This window comes from Kitasatospora sp. NPDC008050 (assembly GCF_042957465.1).
GTDB lineage: Bacteria > Actinomycetota > Actinomycetes > Streptomycetales > Streptomycetaceae > Kitasatospora.
Genome location: NZ_JBIBIJ010000008.1, coordinates 174,080 through 191,175, shown reverse-complemented (window position 1 = coordinate 191,175; position 17,096 = coordinate 174,080). Strand labels below are relative to the sequence as shown.

The 17,096-nt window shown below is 72.5% G+C and carries 16 protein-coding genes and 2 pseudogenes; 11 read left to right on the top strand and 7 right to left on the bottom strand.

Translation table 11 applies throughout. The features are described from left to right. From ACFZB9_RS18055 to ACFZB9_RS18045, 3 genes and pseudogenes are all read left to right on the top strand, one after another. Positions 1–298, top strand: a pseudogene (locus tag ACFZB9_RS18055) (esterase); the annotation flags it as partial. 304 nt (positions 299–602) lie between these two features. Then, positions 603–1,202: a choice-of-anchor C family protein gene (locus ACFZB9_RS18050; RefSeq protein ID WP_391448202.1), complete on the top strand. Its 600-nt coding sequence runs from the start codon at positions 603–605 to the stop codon at positions 1,200–1,202. Between the two features lie 450 nt (positions 1,203–1,652). Continuing rightward, positions 1,653–2,996 (top strand): erythromycin esterase family protein, encoded by a 1,344-nt coding sequence (locus ACFZB9_RS18045; RefSeq protein WP_391448200.1) that lies wholly within the window; start codon positions 1,653–1,655, stop codon positions 2,994–2,996. Positions 2,997–3,025: 29 nt separating this feature from the next. Here ACFZB9_RS18045 and ACFZB9_RS18040 read toward each other — a convergent pair whose 3' ends face one another. Continuing rightward, positions 3,026–3,877, bottom strand: coding sequence for a LysR family transcriptional regulator (locus ACFZB9_RS18040; RefSeq protein WP_391448198.1), 852 nt, complete (start codon positions 3,875–3,877; stop codon positions 3,026–3,028). 125 nt (positions 3,878–4,002) lie between these two features. Between ACFZB9_RS18040 and ACFZB9_RS18035 the strand changes: the two genes are divergently transcribed. The 3 genes and pseudogenes from ACFZB9_RS18035 to ACFZB9_RS18025 form a co-directional block, all read left to right on the top strand. Next, positions 4,003–4,476: a cupin domain-containing protein gene (locus tag ACFZB9_RS18035; RefSeq protein WP_391448196.1), complete on the top strand. Its 474-nt coding sequence runs from the start codon at positions 4,003–4,005 to the stop codon at positions 4,474–4,476. Next, the gene (locus ACFZB9_RS18030; protein WP_391448194.1) at positions 4,473–4,835 is read left to right on the top strand and encodes a DoxX family protein; all 363 of its coding nucleotides are present in this window, start codon (positions 4,473–4,475) and stop codon (positions 4,833–4,835) included. Before ACFZB9_RS18035 ends, ACFZB9_RS18030 begins: the two co-directional genes overlap by 4 nt. 149 nt (positions 4,836–4,984) lie before the next feature. Then, positions 4,985–5,210: pseudogene (locus ACFZB9_RS18025) on the top strand (glycosyltransferase family 2 protein); the annotation flags it as partial. A gap of 22 nt (positions 5,211–5,232) precedes the next feature. Here the strand turns inward: ACFZB9_RS18025 and ACFZB9_RS18020 are convergent. The 4 genes from ACFZB9_RS18020 to ACFZB9_RS18005 all read right to left on the bottom strand — a co-directional run bounded on the left by ACFZB9_RS18020 (position 5,233) and on the right by ACFZB9_RS18005 (position 8,508). Then, positions 5,233–5,442 carry a DegT/DnrJ/EryC1/StrS family aminotransferase gene (locus ACFZB9_RS18020; RefSeq protein ID WP_391448192.1) on the bottom strand — a complete coding sequence of 70 codons (210 nt, stop codon included), beginning with the start codon at positions 5,440–5,442 and terminating at the stop codon, positions 5,233–5,235. Positions 5,443–5,457: 15 nt separating this feature from the next. Continuing rightward, entirely contained in the window at positions 5,458–6,678 is a 1,221-nt protein-coding gene (locus tag ACFZB9_RS18015; protein WP_391448191.1) for a hypothetical protein, read from the bottom strand. Positions 6,679–6,809: 131 nt separating this feature from the next. Next, the gene (locus tag ACFZB9_RS18010; protein ID WP_391448189.1) at positions 6,810–7,772 is read right to left on the bottom strand and encodes an NAD(P)H-dependent flavin oxidoreductase; all 963 of its coding nucleotides are present in this window, start codon (positions 7,770–7,772) and stop codon (positions 6,810–6,812) included. A 109-nt stretch (positions 7,773–7,881) separates the two neighbouring features. Further along, complete coding sequence (locus ACFZB9_RS18005; protein ID WP_391448188.1) at positions 7,882–8,508, bottom strand: TetR/AcrR family transcriptional regulator; 627 nt, start codon at positions 8,506–8,508, stop codon at positions 7,882–7,884. 112 nt (positions 8,509–8,620) lie between these two features. Between ACFZB9_RS18005 and ACFZB9_RS18000 the strand changes: the two genes are divergently transcribed. Continuing rightward, positions 8,621–9,364 carry an SDR family oxidoreductase gene (locus ACFZB9_RS18000; protein ID WP_391448187.1) on the top strand — a complete coding sequence of 248 codons (744 nt, stop codon included), beginning with the start codon at positions 8,621–8,623 and terminating at the stop codon, positions 9,362–9,364. Positions 9,365–9,433: 69 nt separating this feature from the next. Here ACFZB9_RS18000 and ACFZB9_RS17995 read toward each other — a convergent pair whose 3' ends face one another. Continuing rightward, the gene (locus tag ACFZB9_RS17995; protein WP_391448580.1) at positions 9,434–10,393 is read right to left on the bottom strand and encodes a trehalose-6-phosphate synthase; all 960 of its coding nucleotides are present in this window, start codon (positions 10,391–10,393) and stop codon (positions 9,434–9,436) included. 406 nt (positions 10,394–10,799) lie between these two features. Here ACFZB9_RS17995 and ACFZB9_RS17990 point away from each other — a divergent pair, with 406 nt between their 5' ends. The 4 genes from ACFZB9_RS17990 (at position 10,800) to ACFZB9_RS17975 (ending at position 16,042) form a co-directional block, all read left to right on the top strand. Further along, a complete protein-coding gene (locus tag ACFZB9_RS17990; protein WP_391448185.1) occupies positions 10,800–12,212 on the top strand; it encodes a family 2B encapsulin nanocompartment shell protein in 1,413 nt (470 codons plus the stop codon). Continuing rightward, on the top strand, positions 12,199–13,680 hold the full coding sequence (locus ACFZB9_RS17985) for a SufS family cysteine desulfurase (protein ID WP_391448183.1): 1,482 nt from the start codon (positions 12,199–12,201) through the stop codon (positions 13,678–13,680). Before ACFZB9_RS17990 ends, ACFZB9_RS17985 begins: the two co-directional genes overlap by 14 nt. Positions 13,681–13,917: 237 nt before the next feature. After that, positions 13,918–15,123 (top strand): enoyl-[acyl-carrier-protein] reductase FabV, encoded by a 1,206-nt coding sequence (locus ACFZB9_RS17980; RefSeq protein WP_391448182.1) that lies wholly within the window; start codon positions 13,918–13,920, stop codon positions 15,121–15,123. Between the two features lie 94 nt (positions 15,124–15,217). Then, positions 15,218–16,042, top strand: coding sequence for a M55 family metallopeptidase (locus tag ACFZB9_RS17975; protein ID WP_391448181.1), 825 nt, complete (start codon positions 15,218–15,220; stop codon positions 16,040–16,042). Between the two features lie 28 nt (positions 16,043–16,070). Here the strand turns inward: ACFZB9_RS17975 and ACFZB9_RS17970 are convergent, their stop codons facing one another. Further along, on the bottom strand, positions 16,071–17,048 hold the full coding sequence (locus ACFZB9_RS17970) for an Lrp/AsnC family transcriptional regulator (protein WP_391448179.1): 978 nt from the start codon (positions 17,046–17,048) through the stop codon (positions 16,071–16,073). Positions 17,049–17,096 lie beyond the last annotated feature (48 nt).

Sequence of the window (17,096 nt, the reverse complement as noted above, 5' to 3'; positions counted from 1 at the left end):
TTCGATCGGGTTCTACACGTCGCTCAGTGATGCTTCGGGCAACCTTGGTGGGTTCAACCTGGGTTACACGGTTCCGGCGGGTAGTTGGGACCGTAACTCGATGAAGCTCGTTGCGGGTGATTTCAATGGTGATGGTCGTACCGATCTTGCGATGATGTATCACCACGCCGATGGTTCGATCACCTTGCACACGGGGTTGGCGGATGCCAAGGGGCTGATCGGAGCCTTCCAGGGTTCCAGCTTCTCCGTCCCTGTCAGCGGCGGTTGGGACTGGAACGCGATCCAGCTCCTGCCGTAGGCGACATCTGACGGAAGAACGGCCTGCCGCCGAACTCACTGCGGTGAGGCGGCAGGCCGTTTCCGCGGCAGGCGGCCTGATCGGGAGCCCCGCGGGCGCCCCGCCGGCACGGAGCGCCGAACTGGTGCGCCGGCAAGCTGGTTCCGCGTCGACTGACCGGGGCTGGTGCGGCGTTGCTCCGGCGCTGGTGCTGGCGGTGTGATTATCCGTGTTTCTGGCGAAGTCTTTCTCTCGACCTCGGGTCTGCCTATCTTATTCGTAGGCACATCATCTCGTGTGATGTCAACCGCCCGGGAGGAAACCCATGTTCGCCAAGCGCGCTTGTGCCATTTCCGCCACCGCTGTCCTGCTCGCCGGCCTCGGGGTCACGGCCACGGCCTCGGCGCAGACCGTCAGCCGCTTCGATGACGGCAGTTTCGAGAATCCGAGGGTGGCGGTCGGCAGCTACACCGATCTGGCCGCTGGCCAGACGATCGGGCCGTGGCAGGTCACCACGGGGACCGTCGACCTGATCGGCGAGGGCTTCTGGCAGGCCGCCGAGGGCGACCAGTCCGTCGACCTCAACGGCGTCGGCCCCGGCGCGGTGGCCCAGACCTTCACCACCGTCCCCGGTACGACCTACACCGTCACCTACGCCCTGGCCGGCAACCCCGCGGGGGCCCCGGCCGTCAAGACCGGCAGCGCCCTCATCGACGGGCAGGACTTCCAGGACTTCTCCTTCAACACCACCGGCAAGACGTTCGCGAACATGGGATACGTGAACCGGCAGTTCACCTTCCAGGCCACCAACTCCGCCACCACCATCGCCTTCACCAGCACCACGGCGACCGGCCCGTACGGACCGGTGCTCGACAACGTCCGGATCGAGCGCTGCGCCCCCTGCCCGCCCTGCGGCAACGGCTGACCGGCCGACCATCGGCCCGGCTGACCGCTACCCGGCTGACCGCTACCCGGTGGACCGGTCGCGGCAGTCGGGCCGCCGCTCAGCCCTCCAGATGCCCGGCGAGGAAGCCGAGGACCGGGTTCCACCGCGTGATCCGGACCTGGCTGATCACGCCGGCCCCGCTGTACGGATCGCGCGTCACGATGCGCTCCGCCGTCGCGGGCCGGACCGGCCCCGGGCCGCCCCCGGGCCGTCGGGGTGAGCTGCGGGTAGGACCAGGGGCCTGGTCCGGGGCTGTGGGTGGGTCCCGGTTCCCCTCCGTGTTCTCGTTCTCCGCTCGGACGAGAACACGCGAACCGGGTGATGAGCTGGGGTCAGCCGGATGCACCGGCGGCCCGGTCGGCCCCGGGGTGGTACCGCCCGGGGGGTGGTACCGATGGCGCCGGCCGGACGAGCTGAGGAGCGATTGGTATGACCGAGCAGATGGGGCGACGGCCGCTGTTGATGGCGGCGGCGGCCACGGTGGGGGCGCTGGTGGTTCCCACTCAGGCGTTCGCGGCTGAGAAGGCCCCGGCGAAGCCCGATGCCCAGGACCCGGTTCGTGCGCTGGAGCGGGCCGCACGCCCGTTGCGGTCGACCCAACCGGGGTCGGGCACAGCCGATCTGCGGCCGTTGGGGGCGATGATCGGCGAGGCCAAGGTGGTCGGGCTCGGCGAGGCCACGCACGGCTCGCACGAGCTCTTCACCCTGAAGCACCGGATCTTCCAGTACCTCGTCGAGGCGAAGGGTTTCACCACCTTCGCCCTGGAGATCGGTTGGCCCTCGGGCATGCTGATCGATGACTACATCCAGAGCGGGCAGGGGGACGCGCGCCAGGTCGTGAAGGAGGCGCTGGGCGGATCGCCGTTCTACCGCGAGGAGTTCCTGCAGCTGATCGAGTGGATGCGGGACCACAACCGGCGCAATCCCGGCAGGCGGGTCCACTTCATGGGCGATGACGCCGGTGCGCCCAGCGTGGGAGACGCCTTCTTCGAGCGGGTGACGGGCTACGTCCGCAGGCACCAGCCGCAGCTGTTGTCGCGCCTCGACGAGCTCTACACCGGCCTGCGCCCGCTCGACAACTACCTCACCCACATGGCGAAGCCGCTGGCGGAGCGGCAGCGCCTCGCGGCCAACGCCCAGCAGGCCCTGCAATTGCTGGAAGGCCAACCGGGTTCAGGTGCGACGGAGTTCGCCTGGACGGTGCAGCACGCCCGGTCGATCGCCCAGACCGCCACGTTCCTGGCCTACGACTTCGACGACGACAAGGCGGTGACCGCCGCGGAGCTCTACCGGGACCAGGTGATGGCCGACAACGTCGTCTGGTGGCAACGCCACACCGGTCACCGGATGCTGCTGTCGGCGCACGACGGGCATGTGGGGTATGTGACCGACGACCCGGTGATGTACCCGAAGGTGCAGGGCGCGTTCCTGCGCGAAGCGCTGGGCGATGGTTACCTCGCCATCGGAACCACCTTCGACCAGGGTTCCTTCCTGTCGACGGGCAAGGCCATCGGCGGCGCCTGGACGAAGTTCACGGTGGATGCGGCCGCTGCCGGTTCCAACGAGTACACCCTCGACCAGGTCTGCCCCAGCGACTACTACCTCGACGCCCGCAGCGCCCCGGCCGCGGCCCGTGCGTGGCTGGACACCGTCCGCCCCACGCGCCACATCGGCACCGAGTATCCCTGTCCACTCGTGAACATCGCGCTGGGTCCGTCCTACGGCGTCCTCATCCACCTCCGCCGGGTCCGGGAGGCCGGCCAGCTGAGCTGACCGGGCCCCGGCCGACTGCGCCCCGGTGCTCAGCCGTGGTAGGCGGCGGTCGCGATCCGGACGAACGAGCGGATCAGCGGATTCGTGTCGCCCTCGTGCCAGGCCGCGACCACGCGGCTCGGCGGCATGTCGGTCAGCGGCACCACGGTGAGGCCCTTCGCCGGCCGGTGGTCCAGGAGCGTCATGCCGACCGTGCCGTTCCAGAGGACGGCTTGCCGGCACTCCTGGACCGCGCGCACCACCGGGCCCTCGCGAGGTTCGCCGCCGTTCCAGTACGACTGCCAGCTCGGGTCGGTGCCCTCCGGGAACCGGAACCAGTGGCGGTCGGCCAGCTCGGCCAGCCTCAGGCTGTCGCGGCGGGCCAGCGGGTCGTCGGCGCGCAGCAGGGCTCCCACCGGGTCGGCGCGCAGCTCGTGGGTGCTCAGGCCGGTCTCGTCGAACGGCCCGCGGGTCAGCGCGACGTCCACGAGTCCGGCGTGCAGCCCGCAGGTGGGGTCGGTCAGGTCGGTCTCGCGGATGCGGACCTCGACGCGCGGGTGCTGTTGGTGGTAGGCGCGGGCCAGCCGGGTGGTGCCGGGGTCGGTGCCGTCGCCGAGGAGGCCGACGGTGAGGGTCGCGGCCCCGGCCGCCGTGGCCATCCGCACCCGCACCCGGTCGGCGTGGTCGAGCAGGGCACGCGCCTCGTCGAGCAGCATCACCCCCACCGCGGTGAGCGTGACGCCGGCGGACGACCGGTCGAACAGCGTGGCGCCGATCTCGGTCTCCAGCTGCTTGATCGCCCGGCTCAGCGGCGGCTGGCTCATGTGCAGCCTGGAGGCGGCCCGGCCGAAGTGGAGTTCCTCGGCGACCGCCACGAAGTAGCGCAGGGTGCGTAGCTCCATGCTGCAACGATACCCGTGCGGTATCGAGTTCACCGAGCAGGTCTTGGACGGTTGCGGTGCCCCGGCGGTGGAATCGAAGCATGACTGACGAACCGAAAGCCAGTGAACCGAAAGCCAGTGAACCGATGACCGACCCCGCCGTATCGGTGGTGCGGCCGGGCGAGGGCGAGACGATCGTCCTGGGCAGCACGCGACTGCGCGTCCTGGAGGACGGCAGCAACACCGGGCACCGCCTCGGGCTCGCCGAGTCGGTCCTCGCGCCGCACACGCCCGGACCGCCGCAGCATCGTCACGCCCAGCACGACGAGGGCTTCTACATCATCTCCGGCACGGTGCGGTTCACGGTCGGAGCGGAACAGCACGACGCGCCGGCGGGCACGTTCGTCCTGGTGCCGCCCGGAGCCCCGCACACCTTCGCCAACACCACCGATCAACCGGCCGTCATGCTCAGCACGTTCACCCCGGACCTGTATGTGCAGTACTTCCGGGACCTGCGGGACATGATCGCCGGCGGCCAGGCCATGACCCCCCAGGCGAGCATCCGGACGATGAGCCGCTACGCCACCGAGCCGGTCACCGAGCCGGTCACCGAGTCATGAACCTCGCCTACTGGACCGTCGCCGCTCTGCTCGCCCTCTTCTACCTCTACGGCGGCGGGTTGAAGGTGGTCCGGAGCCGTGAGCAGCTCCGGCCGATGATGGCCTGGGTGGACAGCATGCCGATGCCGGCCGTGCGGGCCGTCGGGCTGCTCGAACTGCTCGGTGCGATCGGGCTGCTCCTCCCGCCGCTGACCGGCATCGCACCCCGGCTGGCCCTGGCCGCCGCCGTCGGGTTCGTGGTCCTGCAGATCGGTGCGACCTGGGTCCACCTACACCTGGGGGACCGGAAGATCGCCCTCAACCTCACACTCCTGCTCGGCGCGGCCGTGACCGGCTGGCTGGCGACGACCTGGCTGTGACCTCCGGCGCGGCCGGGAGCATCGGCGAACACGACGTCAGGTGACCGTCCGCCGTGGCCGCACGGCGAGCAGGGCATGAGAGATCACCTTCAGGCCACCCCGGAGCGCCGGTTGATCCACCGTTCCTCCTCCCTACGGTCCCGCAGGGAGCGGCGGGCCGGGTCTGGCTGGCCAAACGCCACCTGCCCGCCCCGCTGGTGCCCGTCTACCTCACCTCCTGGGCGCTCGCTGCTGCGGCGCCCGCCCCTGGACGGGCTGAAGGCGTGGTGGTCCGGGTTCTTCGAGGGCGTTCGAACGCCGTGCCCGCCGCGCCGCCCGATGCGGTGGAGCACGGTGTGGCGGATGGCGGAGCTGGGTCGGCCGCCGGTGTTCTGACGACCGGCTCGGCCCCCAACGGTCAGGCCCGGATGGCGTGGAGGGCGTCGATGACGCGCTGCACGTCCGCACCGGTCATGGCCGGGTAGCACGGCAGGGACAGCTGGCGGGCGGCGATCTGCTCGGTGACGGGCAGCCGGCAGTCCAGGTAGCGGTAGGCGGCGAGGCGGTGCGCCGGCTTGAAGTGCACGCTGGTGCCGATCCCGTGCACGTCGAGCAGCGCGTCGGCCACCGTCGCCCTCGGGGCCTAGATCAGCTGTTCGTGGTTCCGTGCGGCGACCGTGCGGACGAGCGCGGCGAACTGCGCGCGGCTGTGGTGCTGGTGGCGTTCCGCGGCCTCCTCCTCTTCGGCCGAGTCGTCCGGGCCCTGGTCCTCGTCGTCCTCGTCCTCCCTGTCGTCCCTGTCCTCGTCGTCCTCCTCCTCATCCTCGTCGTCTTCGTCGATGTCGTCGGGGTCCGTGAACTCGTCGTGGACGAGCCAGCAGCCGTGGATGCCGATGAGGAGGTCTTCGAGGAGGTCGCGGGCGGGCCGGCGCGGGTCCAGCGGGGTGAGGCGGATGCCGCTGAGCACCGCGTCCGGCTCGTCCTCGTCGTCGCTGTACCGGGCGATCATCTCCTCGGCCTCGTCGAGCTGTTCGCGGAAGGCCGCCGGGTCGGGCAGCACGCCGTCGGCGACCTTCATGGCGTGGCGCACCAGCCCGGTGACGGCGTCGTAGGGGGAGAAGCCGGCGTCGAGGAGCTCCAGGACGAGGGTGGGCGTCTCGTGGGGGAGTGCCTCGATGTTGTCCGCCTCCCGGACCACGTCGGACACCTCGTAGCCGGATGCCTCGGCGACGGCCTCGGCGGCGGCGTGCAGCCAGTGGGCGGCTGCCACGGCCGCGGCGGTCGGGTCGATGGCGGAGTAGAGGGCGGCCGGGCCGAACGGGTCCTCCTCCAGCAGGCGGTCGGCGGCGGCGACCTGGACGGGGGAGGCGCCCTCGCGGCTGAGCAGCACGGCCTGCTGGGCGCGGCCGGTGAGGTCGCCCAGCTCGGCGTTCTCGACGGCGGTGAGCTCCGCCGCGGTTTCGGCACGGATCGTTCGCGTCAGCTCCGGGACGTCCAGGGCGAGCAGGGCGCGGCCGACGCGGTGCGCGTTCTCCAGTACGGGGCTGTGGGAGACGGTCATGGTGCCGCCGTGCGGGAGGTTGGGGGCGTCCACGGCCTGGGCGACCTCCTCGAAGGCCCCGCGTTCCTGATCCCGCTGCCAGCCCTCGCTGTCGACGTCGAGCGAGTCGGCGGCGCTGGCCGGGTGGGTGTAGGTGCGCCAGGCCGCCGTGGACAGCTGGGTGAGCGCGGCGGCCAGCCGGGAGAGCGCGGCGAGGTCCGTGTCGGCCGGGACGCCGGCGATCCGCGCGGCCAGCTCGCCCTGCCCGGTGCCCCAGACGGCGATGAGTTCGTGTCGCACAGGGTCGACGCAGTAGCGGGTCATGATGGACCTCCTCGGCTCGACTCCGTCCTATCACCTGCGCTCGACCGACAGGGCGCGACTGCCGGTGCGCGGGTCTCCTCATACGGCGTGCCGGACGCTCCCGCGACGGCCCAGCGCCGCCCCGCGACCGCTCAGCGCCGCCCCGCCCGGTTCAGCGCGTCCTCGGCCTGTGCGGCGAGGGTGCCGACCAGATCGGCTGCGGACGGCAGGTCGTTGACGAGGTCGATGCCCTCGCCGGCCCACAGCGGCTGGGGCGGGATCTCGCCCTGCGCCACGCCGTCCTGGTAGGCCTGCCGGGCCTGTCGGTCGGCGGCGAGTTCGGCTTCCCGGCCCCGCCACCGTTCGAGGAAGGGGTGGCCGAGGGTGCGGGCGGTGTACGTCGAGGGCCAGCGGGAGCCGCGGGCGACATCGAGCACACTGCTGCGCTCGGTGTCCTCTGCGCGCCCCTCGACGATGGCCCTGGCGGTCGAGGGGGCGACCAGGGCCTCGGCGGTGGCCTGGAAGCGGGTGCCGATGAGCGCCCCGGCGGCGCCCAGGGCCAGGGCGGCGGCCACCCCGCGGCCGTCGGCGATGCCGCCGGCCGCCAGCACCGGCACCGGCGCCGCCAGGTCCACCACGACCGGCACGAACGGCAGGGTGGAGCGTCCGTGCCGGGCGCCGTGCCCACCGCTTTCGGTTCCCTGCGCCACGATGACATCGGCGCCCAGGTCCACCGCCCGCCTGGCCTCCTCCAGGCTGGTGACCTGGATGATCAGCCGCGCCCCCGCCCGGCGGACGCGTTCGGCGAACGGGCTCGGGTCCCCGAAGGACAGCATCACCGCCCGGGGGTTGTGCGCCAGCGCACGCTCGACCGCGTCGACATCGATGGCCCAGGTCAGAAAGCCGATGCCCCAGGGCTTTTCGGTGCTCTCGGCCATGATGGGCACCTCGCGGGCCAGCCAGTCCCGGTCTCCGTTGCCGGCGCCCAGCAGCCCGAGCCCGCCGGCGCGGGAGACGGCCGAGGCCAGCGCGCCACCGGCCGACCCGCCCATCGGCGCCAGGGCGATCGGGTACCGCAGGCCGAACAACTCCGTGAACACCGTCGACAACGTCATGACCGCCATCATCCACCTGCTGCCGTCCGGCGGATGGCGGATGGCGGGTGGCTGAACTGGCAGTCGAGGCAACGGCTGTGCGCGAAGGCCCAGCTCCCGCTGCCCGCTTTCACCGGCCGCCGGCGGCGCCGTGCAGCAGGGTGGTGGCGAGGTGGTCGGCGACCGTGTGGTCGAGGGGGCCGTGACCGAGGATGAAGCGGTACCAGAAGAGGCCGTAGATCTGGTCCACGAGCAGCTCCAGGTCGGCGTCCGGGGGGAGTTGGCCGCGCTCGCGGCCGCGGTCGAGGAGCTCGCGCAGGGCGTCGCGGCGGGTGGCGGTGTAGCTGCGCATGAGTTCGGCGAGATGGGGGTCGCGGGCGGCCTCGCGGACCAGCGTGCGCAGGGCGGAGGCCGTGGTGTCCTGCTGGGCGGCGTCGAAGGTGGTGGCGACGAAGGCCCGGAGGTCCTCGCGCAGGACGCCGGTGTCGGGCGCGGCGACGTGCTGGGCGGCGCGGTCGCTGAGGGCGTCCAGCAGGACGGCGCCCTTGGAGGGCCACCACCGGTAGACGGTCTGCTTTCCGACGCCGGCCGTGCGGGCGATGGCGTCGATGGTGACCGGTGTGCCGTCGGACTCGGCCAGCAACTGCAGGGTGGCGTCGAGGATCGCCTGGTGGGCGGCCTCGTTGCGGCGCCGTCCGGTGTGTGGGCGGGTCGGGCTCGGCTGGGGTTCGGCCGCCTGGGGTTCTGCCGCACTCATGGTTCGTCTCCTCGCTCCGGTCTTCTTCGACCCCCGCTTGACAAGACTAGCAGTCTCGACAAACAATGATTGACGAAACGAGCGGTCTCGACAAGATGAAGGAAGCAACACCATGAGCACTTCGGCATCCGTCTTCACCGGTCAGCGCGTCTTCGTGATGGGCGGCAGCTCCGGCATCGGGGAGGCCGCGGCCACCGCCTTCGCCGCCGACGGCGCGGAGGTCGTGATCACCGGCCGGGACCAGGCCCGCCTGGACGAGGCCGTGGCCCGGATCGGCGGCAAGACCACCGGCCACCGGGTGGACGCGGCCGACCCGGCCGCCCTGGCGGCCTTCTTCGCCGCGGCCGGCACCATCGACCACCTGGTCGTCGGGGTCAGCGGCGGAGCCGGGGTGGGGCCGTTCGCGCAGCTCGACCTGGCCGAGCTGGCGGCCGGCTTCGACGGGAAGTTCTGGCCGCAGGTCCGCGTTCTGCAGGCCGCGCTGCCGCACCTGCGGCGCGACGGTTCGGTCACGCTGATCACCGCGGCCTCCGCCCGGGCCGCCTTCCCGGGAACCGCGGGCCTGGCCGCCATCAACGGCGCGCTGGAGGCGATGGTGCCGCCGCTGGCCGTCGAGCTGGCGCCGCTGCGGGTCAACGCGGTCTCGCCCGGCGTGGTCGACACCCCCTGGTGGGACCGCGTCCCGGCCGAGCAGCGTGAGGCGCTCTTCGACGGGCTCGCCACCACCACCCCGGTCGGCCGGGTCGGGCGGCCCGAGGACCTGGCCCAGGCGATCCAGCTGCTGGCGGCCAACACCTTCATCACGGGCGTGGTCCTGGACTGCACGGGCGGCGCCAACCTGCCGACCGGGCGCTGACCCTCGGTCGAGGCCCGCGCACCCGCCGACTCGCTCGGCGGGTGCGCGGGCCGAAGGCGAGAAGGGTGCTCAGCACGCGCCCGTCGTCGGCTCCGCCCGCAGACCGTGTCCAGGGAGTTCTCGCGCGCTCACCTCGCGGACAGGGCGGGTCGGGGATCGCGGTGCCGGATCGCGTGGACGATCCGGGCCGCCCAGTCGGCGGGGCGTTCGTGGCCGAGGAGTTCGGCGAGTGCGGCCATGCGGGCGCGGCGTTCGGCGGGGGTGAGGGCTCGGGCCAGGACGGAGCTGAGGTCCTCGGCTGAGCGCCCGGGTGCCGGAGAGGCTGCGCGGCAGGTAGTCGATGGGCTGCCAACTCGCTTGCCGCCAGTCCGCGTTGACCTGACCTATGCGCTGTTCGAGGTGCCGGCGGGTGGTGTCGTAGGCGGTGATGCCGGGTTCGGGCGGCGGGCAGACGAGGCGGAAGGTGAACCGGCCGCGCAGGTCGGGCCGGTGGGTGAGCAGGAGGTCGATGGCGTCGACCTTCTGGACCGGGGCCTTGGCGTAGTCGAGGCGTTCGACCGAGAGCACCACGCGGGCGGTGGCCGGGCGGGGCTGTGGGGTGCGCCGGGCCGCGAGCCTCTCGATGGCGGGCCGGTCGATCCCGAGCGGATGCACCTCGATGTCCGGCAGGTTGGCCGCGTCGGCCGTGTCGTCCGCGTCGGCCAGGGCGCGCCGGAAGTGGTCGGCGAAGACCTTGGTGTGGAAGCCCGCCCAGTCCAGGCAGGCGAGGGAGGCGCGCAGTTCGGCCGCCACCGGCAGAGTGGCGAAGACTTCCGGGGACGGGAACGGCGTGTGGTGGAAGAGCCCGGTCCGCAGGTCGGGGCGGGTGGTGCGGAGCAGGCCGGGGACGAGCCAGAGGTTGTAGTCGTGGAGCCAGACAGTGGCGCCGGGCGCGGCCTCGGCGCTGATGTGGTCGGCGAAGCGGGCGTTCACCGTGCGGAAGGCGTGCCAGGCGTGCTCGTCGAAGACCGACCGGTCCGGTTCGGACATCAGCACCGGCCACAGCGTCTCCTTGCAGGCGCGGTGGTGATCAGAGTCCTCGACATCCGAGGGACGCTAACACGACCGCGCGACGTCGCGATGTGTCCACCTCACGCAGGGCGCCGAGGCCCTTTCGAGTCGAACTGCCGTGGTAATTCAGGGGTATTCCCAACGGCCGCTTTCGAACGCATTACCAGTCCTTATGGATAAATCATCTCTTCGGTAGTGACTTTGACGAGGACATATGCCCCGCCTCCCACCCGGGGCGCTGAATTTCTGATCGAACATCGCCACATCGGCACTCGGTGGTCGTGACAATCACTCTGGCGAAACCGGTGAGCAGCCGTTCGGCCGCCGCCTTCGCCCGTGCTCTGACGTCCAGTCGGCTCTCCTTCTCACAGGACAGGGACCAGTCATGACCACCGAGACCACGCAGTCCAGCCCACAGAGCCTTGGCTCCTCCGCCGCCAGGAACCTGGCGACCACCACCAAGACCGTGCCGCAGATGCTCGGGATCACCCCGCGCTACCTGCTGCGTGCGCTGCCCTGGGTCGACCTGGAGGCCGGGGTCTACCGGGTCAACCGCCGCCGGGGCTTCATCCTCGGCGACGGCCTGATCAGCACCTACGCCGACGCCACCGGGGCCAGCCGGGTGATCGCCGAGGACCTGCGCGAACTCGCCGTGCTCAGCCAGGTGGACAGTCCGCTGCTCACCGCCCTCGCGGGCGGCTTCACCGAGCGCGAGGTGGCGCCCGGCGAGCTGATCGCCGACGCCGGCGCGCCCGCCGGGCCGTTGCAGGTCATCGCGTTCGGCCGGGCCGAGAAGCGGGCCGTCGGTGAGTACGGCGAGGACGCGCTGCTGGCCGTGCTCGGCGACGGCGACTTCTTCGACGCCACGGCCTGGGTGGCCGGCACCGCGATGCCCTACCGGGTCACCGCGGTCAGCCGCTGTACCGTGCTCTCCCTCGACCGCCGGGTGCTCCTCGAACTCGCCGACCGGGAGCCGGCGTTGCGGGCCCAGCTGGAGGCCTTCGGCAGCGCCGGCGACCAGCAGCCGGCCGACCGCGAGCACCCGATCGACCTCAGCTCCGGCCACTCGGGCGAGCCTTTCCTGCCGGAGACCTTCGTGGACTACGAGGAGAGTCCGCGGGAGTACGAACTCAGCATCGCGCAGACCGTGCTGAAGGTGCACACCCGGGTCTCGGACATCTACAACTCCCAGATCGACCAGGTCCAGGCGCAGGTGCGGCTGACCACCGAGGCGCTGCGCGAGCGCCAGGAGTGGGAGATGCTCAACCACGCCGAGTACGGTCTGCTCAACAACGTGGCGGCGAGCCAGCGGGTGCGCACCCGCACGGGGGCGCCGACGCCGGACGACATGGACGAACTGCTCGCCCGGGTCTGGAAGCAGCCCGCGTTCTTCCTGGCCCATCCGCGGGCGATCGCGGCGTTCGGGCGGGAGTGCACCCGGCGCGGGGTGCCGCCGCAGATCGTGGAGCTGTTCGGCAGCCCGTTCCTGACCTGGCGCGGTGTGCCGCTGCTGCCCTCCGACAAGCTCGACCTCAAGGGCTCGGCCAACTCGGCGCCCGGCACCACGAACATCCTGCTGATGCGGGTCGGCGAGGACCAGCAGGGCGTGGTGGGCCTGCGCCCGGCGAAGATCCCGGACGAGGTCGAGCCGGGCCTGGCGGTGCGTCCGATGGGCGTGGACCGGCAGGCCATCACCTCGTACCTGGTGACCAGCTACTTCTCGGCCGCCGCTCTGGTGGACGACGCCATCGCGGTCCTGCAGAACGTCGAGGTGTCGAACTACCATGACTACTCCTGACGGCTCGGCTCCGGCCGCGCTGCGGACCCCGCTGCCGAACCCGCCGGCGAACCCGCTGCCGGCGGCGCTGGCGCACGCGGCCGGCGGGCCCCGGTACTGGCTGCCCCGGCAGCCGGAACGGCCGACCCCCTCAGCCACCGCTGCCCCACCCACCGCACCTACCGCACCTACCGCACCCACCGCGCCCACGACGCCCCCGGCCGCCCCGCCCGGCGGCTTCGACGTCGAGGCGGCCCGCCGCGACTTCCCCCAACTGCACCGCGAGGTGAACGGCCGTCCGCTGGTCTGGCTGGACAACGGCGCCACCACCCTCAAGCCCCGCCAGGTGGTCGAGGCGGTCGCCGAGCACTACGCGACGGGCACCTCGAACGTCCACCGCGGCGCGCACACCCTCGCCAGAGCGGCCACCCGGATCTACGAGGAGGGCCGCGCGGAGGCCGCCGAGCTGCTCGGCACCCCGGACCCGGACGAGATCGTCTTCGTCCGGGGCACCACCGAGGCGGTCAACCTGGTGGCGCAGAGCTGGGGCCGCGCCAACCTGGGCGTGGGTGACGAGATCCTCGTCTCCGCGGCCGAGCACCACTCCAACCTGGTGCCCTGGCAGCTGGTCGCCAAGGAGCGCCGGGCCAGGATCCGGCCCATCCCGCTGCTGCCCGACGGACAGCTGGACCAGGACGCCTACCGGGACCTGCTCGGCTCGCGCACCAGGATGGTGGCGCTCACCCACGCCTCCAACGTGCTTGGGACGGTCCCGCCGGTGGCCGAGATGACCGCGCTCGCCCACCGCTACGGCGCCAAGGTGCTGGTGGACGGCGCGCAGGCGGTCAGCCACTTCCCGGTGGACGTCACCGCGCTGGACGCCGACTTCTACGCCTTCTCGGGGCACAAGATCTTCGCCCCGACCGGGATCGGCGTGCTCTTCGGCAAGCGCGAGCTGCTGGAGGCCATGCCCCCGTGGCAGGGCGGCGGCAACATGATCGACTCGGTGAGCTTCGAGGAGACCAGCTTCGCCCCGGTGCCGCACCGGCTGGAGGCGGGCACCGGGCACATCGCCGGTGTCGCCGGACTGCGCGCGGCCCTGCGCTACCTCGCCGCACTGGACCGGCCGGCCGCCACCGCGCACGAGGAACAGCTCACCGGCTACGCCATGGGCCTGCTGGCGACCGTGCCCGGGCTGCGCCTGATCGGCAGCGCGCCGGGGAAGATCGGCGTGCTGACCTTCACGCTCGCCGGCCACGACCCGATCACCCTCGCCCGGGCCCTGGACCAGCAGGGCATCGCGGTCCGGGCCGGACACCACTGCGCCCAGCCGGCGCTGGCCGCGTTCGGCCTGGACAGCGCGGTGCGGGCCTCGCTGGCCCTGTACAACACCGTGCAGGACGTCGACGCCCTGGTGGCCGCGCTGCTCGGGATCCAGGCCGGGGAGCAGGCCGGGGAGCCGGCGCAGGCACCGGTGGCCCCCCGGTAGGCCGACGGTGGGCGGGCCCTGCGGCCGGGCCCGCCCACCCACCGCGCGGGCCACCGCGCCGCCGCCGGTTAGCCGAACGGGGACACCACCGCAAGGCCGACCGCTACAACGACGGCGCACGTCCTCCGTGGCTGTCCGGCACCGGTCAGCGGTCGGTGGCGTGGCTACGCTCCCGAAGAACGGACACCTGGAGGGTGATCCGGGGACCGACGGCCGCAGCAGAGAGGGCACCACCGAGTGAGCACGCAGCAGATCACCCCGAAGCAGCGCGGCTACCTGATCGTCAATTCGCACCCCACCGGATGCGTGGCGACGGTCGAGCGGCTGTGGGAGTCCATTCCCCCGGCCGAGCCGGGCGGGCGCGCACCGGTCGCCCTGGTGCTCGGCTCCAGCGCGGGCTACGGCCTGGCCGTCCTGGCGGCGGGGCTGCGCCGGCACGGCATCCGCGCCGTCGGCGTCGCCTTCGAGGCGGCCGGCACCGAACGGCGCACCGCCTCCGCCGGCTGGTACCGCAGCGCGGCCCTCGCCGACCTGGCGGCCGGGTCCGCCGCCGACCTGACCCTGGTCAACGCCGACGCCTACGCCGAGCAGACCAGGGCCGAGGTGCTGAAGCTGCTGGCCGAGCGGTACGGGCGGGTGGACTACCTGATCTACTCGCTGGCCTCCCCGCGGCGCACCGACCCGGAGACCGGTGAGGTCCACCACTCGGTGATCAAGCCGCTCGGGGACGCCTACACCTCGCCGTCGCTGGTGTTCGAGGACGGCGAGGCGAAGGTCGGCAGCGTCGAACTGACCTCGGCCGACGAGGCCGAACGCGCCGCCACCGTGAAGGTGATGGGTGGCGAGGACTGGGCGCTGTGGTGCCGGGCGCTGGCGGAACACGACCTGCTCGCCGAGGACTTCACCACCGTCGCGCTCTCCTACGTCGGCTCCGAGATCACCGCCCCGGTGTACCGGCAGGGCACCATCGGCGCCGCCAAGGAGCACCTGGAGCAGACCGCGCACCGGCTCGACGCGGGCCTGCTGGCCGGCCGCGGTCGGGCCTTCACCGTCGTGGCCGGTGCCGCGGTCACCCAGGCGTCCACCGCGATCCCCTCCATCGCCCTCTACACCTCGCTGCTGCGCACCGTGCTGGGCCGGGACGGCTGGCGCAGCACCGCCGACCAGGCGGTGGACCTGTGGGAGCAGCTGACCGGTGCCCGGCCGCTCAACCTGGACGAGCAGGGCCGGATCCGGCTCGACGGCTGGGAGCTGGACCAGCAGGTGCAGGACCGCGTGCGCGCGCTGTGGGCCGACCCCGCTGCCGCACTGGCCGCCGACCCGGCCGCTCCGGCGTGGTTCCACGACCGGTTCCGCGAGCTGTACGGCTGGGACGTGCCGGGCGTCGACCAGAGGGCCCCGGTGGAGACCGGCGTCCCCTGGCCCAACGGCCCGCAGCGCTGACCGACCTGCCGTCCTCACGGCCCACCGCCGCCCGGGTGGCAGACTGCGCACAGGCGCCGGGGCGGCCGGGGCATCGGTGAGCAGGGGAGGTACCGTGCGGATCTTCATCTCGTCGGACATGGAAGGCACCGCGGGGGTCGTCGACTGGGAGCAGTGCCGGCCCTCGGGGGCCGACTACGGCTACTACCGCGAGCTCCTGCAGGGCGAGGTCAATGCGGCGATCGACGGCGCGATCGCGGGTGGCGCGCGGGAGTTCCTGGTCAACGACTCGCACGGGGCGATGGCCAACCTGCGCCCGGACGCGCTGGCCGGACGGGCCCGCTACCTGTCGGGGCGGCACAAGCCGCTGTACATGATGCAGGGTCTGGACGCCTCGTACGACGCGGTGTTCCTGGTCTCGTACCACGGCTCGATGGCGGGGGAGTCCTCGACGCTGTCGCACACCTACAACCCGCGGGCGATCGCCGAGGTGCGCCTGAACGGCGTGCCGGCGGGGGAGAGCGGCATCAACGCGCTGGTGGCGCTCGGGTACGGGGTCCCCGTGGTGCTGATCACCGGCGACGAGGTGACCGCGCGGGAGATCCGGCCGTTCTGTCCGGGCGCGCGGGCCGCGGTCGTCAAGTCCTCGGTGTCGCGGTTCGCGGCCGAGAGCCTGCACCCCGAGGAGGCGCGGGAGTTGATCCGCACCGCCGCGCGCGAGGCGGTGGCCGGGCTGCCCGGCCCGGCGGCACCGGCGATCACGCTCCCGGCCACCCTCACCATCCGCTTCCGCAACGCCGATCTCGCCGAGCAGGCGACCTGGATCAGCGGCACCGAGCGCCTGGACGAGCTGACCGTCACCCTGACCGACGAGGACCCGCTGCGGCTCTACCGGGCCTTCGTCGCGGTGGTGGTGCTCACCCGGGGGCTGGCCGAGTGACCGGCCCCCGGGTGAGCAGCCGCCCGGTTCAGGCGAGGGGCCGGCGGGGCACGCCGCGCTTCAAGGTGCGGATGACCGGCGCGGTCTCGACCTGGGTGATGGCCGGCAGCGCGGCGATCCGGCTGGTCAGGTACGCGTAGAGCGCACGCCGGTCGGCGCTGATGACGCTCGCGAAGAGGTTGGTGGGGCCGGTGGTCGCGGCCACGAAGGCGACCTCCGGATGTCCGGCCAACTCCCGTCCGGTCGCGTCGAGATGAGCCGGAGCCACCGAGAGCCACAGCAGGCTGCGCGCGACCAGACCGAAGATCCGCCAGTCGTACTCGACGTCGAAGTACAGCACGCCGCACCCGCGCAGCTCGGCCATCCGTCGCCGCGTGGTGCTGGGCGACCAGCCGGTGGCCGCGGCCAGTTCGTCGTATCCGGCACGGCCGTCGGCGGCCAGCACCGCGAGCAGCCGCTGGTCGTCCGCGTCGAGCTGCACCCGGCCCGCCCGGTACCGCACCGGTGCCGGTGTCAGCCGGGCGATCTGGTCGGCCGACAGCGGCCCGTGCTTGGTGATCAGACTCGCCGGTCCGCCGAAGAAGTTGTGCAGCACGCAGTGCGCGGTGATCCCCTCGACCCGCGGCGTGCGGGGCAGCCGCTGCAGGAGCAGCGCCTGGCTCTCCTGCTCGCTGTCGGCCTGGACCATGCACACGATCTCGGTGCCGCCGGAGGTGAGACTGATCCAGGAGGTGTCGGAGCGCCGGGCCAGGGCTTCGGCGACCGTCACCGAGGCGTTGGGCGCGCAGCGCACCCGCAGGAACCAGACCACCTCACCGAGCGCCTGCGGGTCGGTGGTCCCGGCCACCCGCACGGCACCGCGCGAGCGCAGCCGCGCGTAGCGGCGGGCGACGGTCTTGTCCGACACCCCGAGGACGGCCGCGACCGCACTGAACGGCGCCCGGCCGTCGAGCTGGAGGGCGTGGACGAGTTGCCGGTCCAGATCGTCATACGTGTCGGATTCCACCTTCGGCAGCGTAGCCGGTTCGGAATCCGCCGCGATCGGTTCCGGGTG

Excerpts from the sequence above, each read along its gene's own strand:
- ACFZB9_RS18050 (WP_391448202.1), top strand. The coding sequence starts at position 603 with ATGTTCGCCAAGCGCGCTTGTGCCATTTCCGCCACCGCTGTCCTGCTC.
- ACFZB9_RS18045 (WP_391448200.1), top strand. The coding sequence starts at position 1,653 with ATGACCGAGCAGATGGGGCGACGGCCGCTGTTGATGGCGGCGGCGGCC.
- ACFZB9_RS18040 (WP_391448198.1), bottom strand. The coding sequence starts at position 3,877 with ATGGAGCTACGCACCCTGCGCTACTTCGTGGCGGTCGCCGAGGAACTC.
- ACFZB9_RS18035 (WP_391448196.1), top strand. The coding sequence starts at position 4,003 with ATGACCGACCCCGCCGTATCGGTGGTGCGGCCGGGCGAGGGCGAGACG.
- ACFZB9_RS18030 (WP_391448194.1), top strand. The coding sequence starts at position 4,473 with ATGAACCTCGCCTACTGGACCGTCGCCGCTCTGCTCGCCCTCTTCTAC.
- ACFZB9_RS18015 (WP_391448191.1), bottom strand. The coding sequence starts at position 6,678 with ATGACCCGCTACTGCGTCGACCCTGTGCGACACGAACTCATCGCCGTC.
- ACFZB9_RS18010 (WP_391448189.1), bottom strand. The coding sequence starts at position 7,772 with ATGACGTTGTCGACGGTGTTCACGGAGTTGTTCGGCCTGCGGTACCCG.
- ACFZB9_RS18005 (WP_391448188.1), bottom strand. The coding sequence starts at position 8,508 with ATGAGTGCGGCAGAACCCCAGGCGGCCGAACCCCAGCCGAGCCCGACC.
- ACFZB9_RS18000 (WP_391448187.1), top strand. The coding sequence starts at position 8,621 with ATGAGCACTTCGGCATCCGTCTTCACCGGTCAGCGCGTCTTCGTGATG.
- ACFZB9_RS17995 (WP_391448580.1), bottom strand. The coding sequence starts at position 10,393 with ATGTCCGAACCGGACCGGTCGGTCTTCGACGAGCACGCCTGGCACGCC.
- ACFZB9_RS17990 (WP_391448185.1), top strand. The coding sequence starts at position 10,800 with ATGACCACCGAGACCACGCAGTCCAGCCCACAGAGCCTTGGCTCCTCC.
- ACFZB9_RS17985 (WP_391448183.1), top strand. The coding sequence starts at position 12,199 with ATGACTACTCCTGACGGCTCGGCTCCGGCCGCGCTGCGGACCCCGCTG.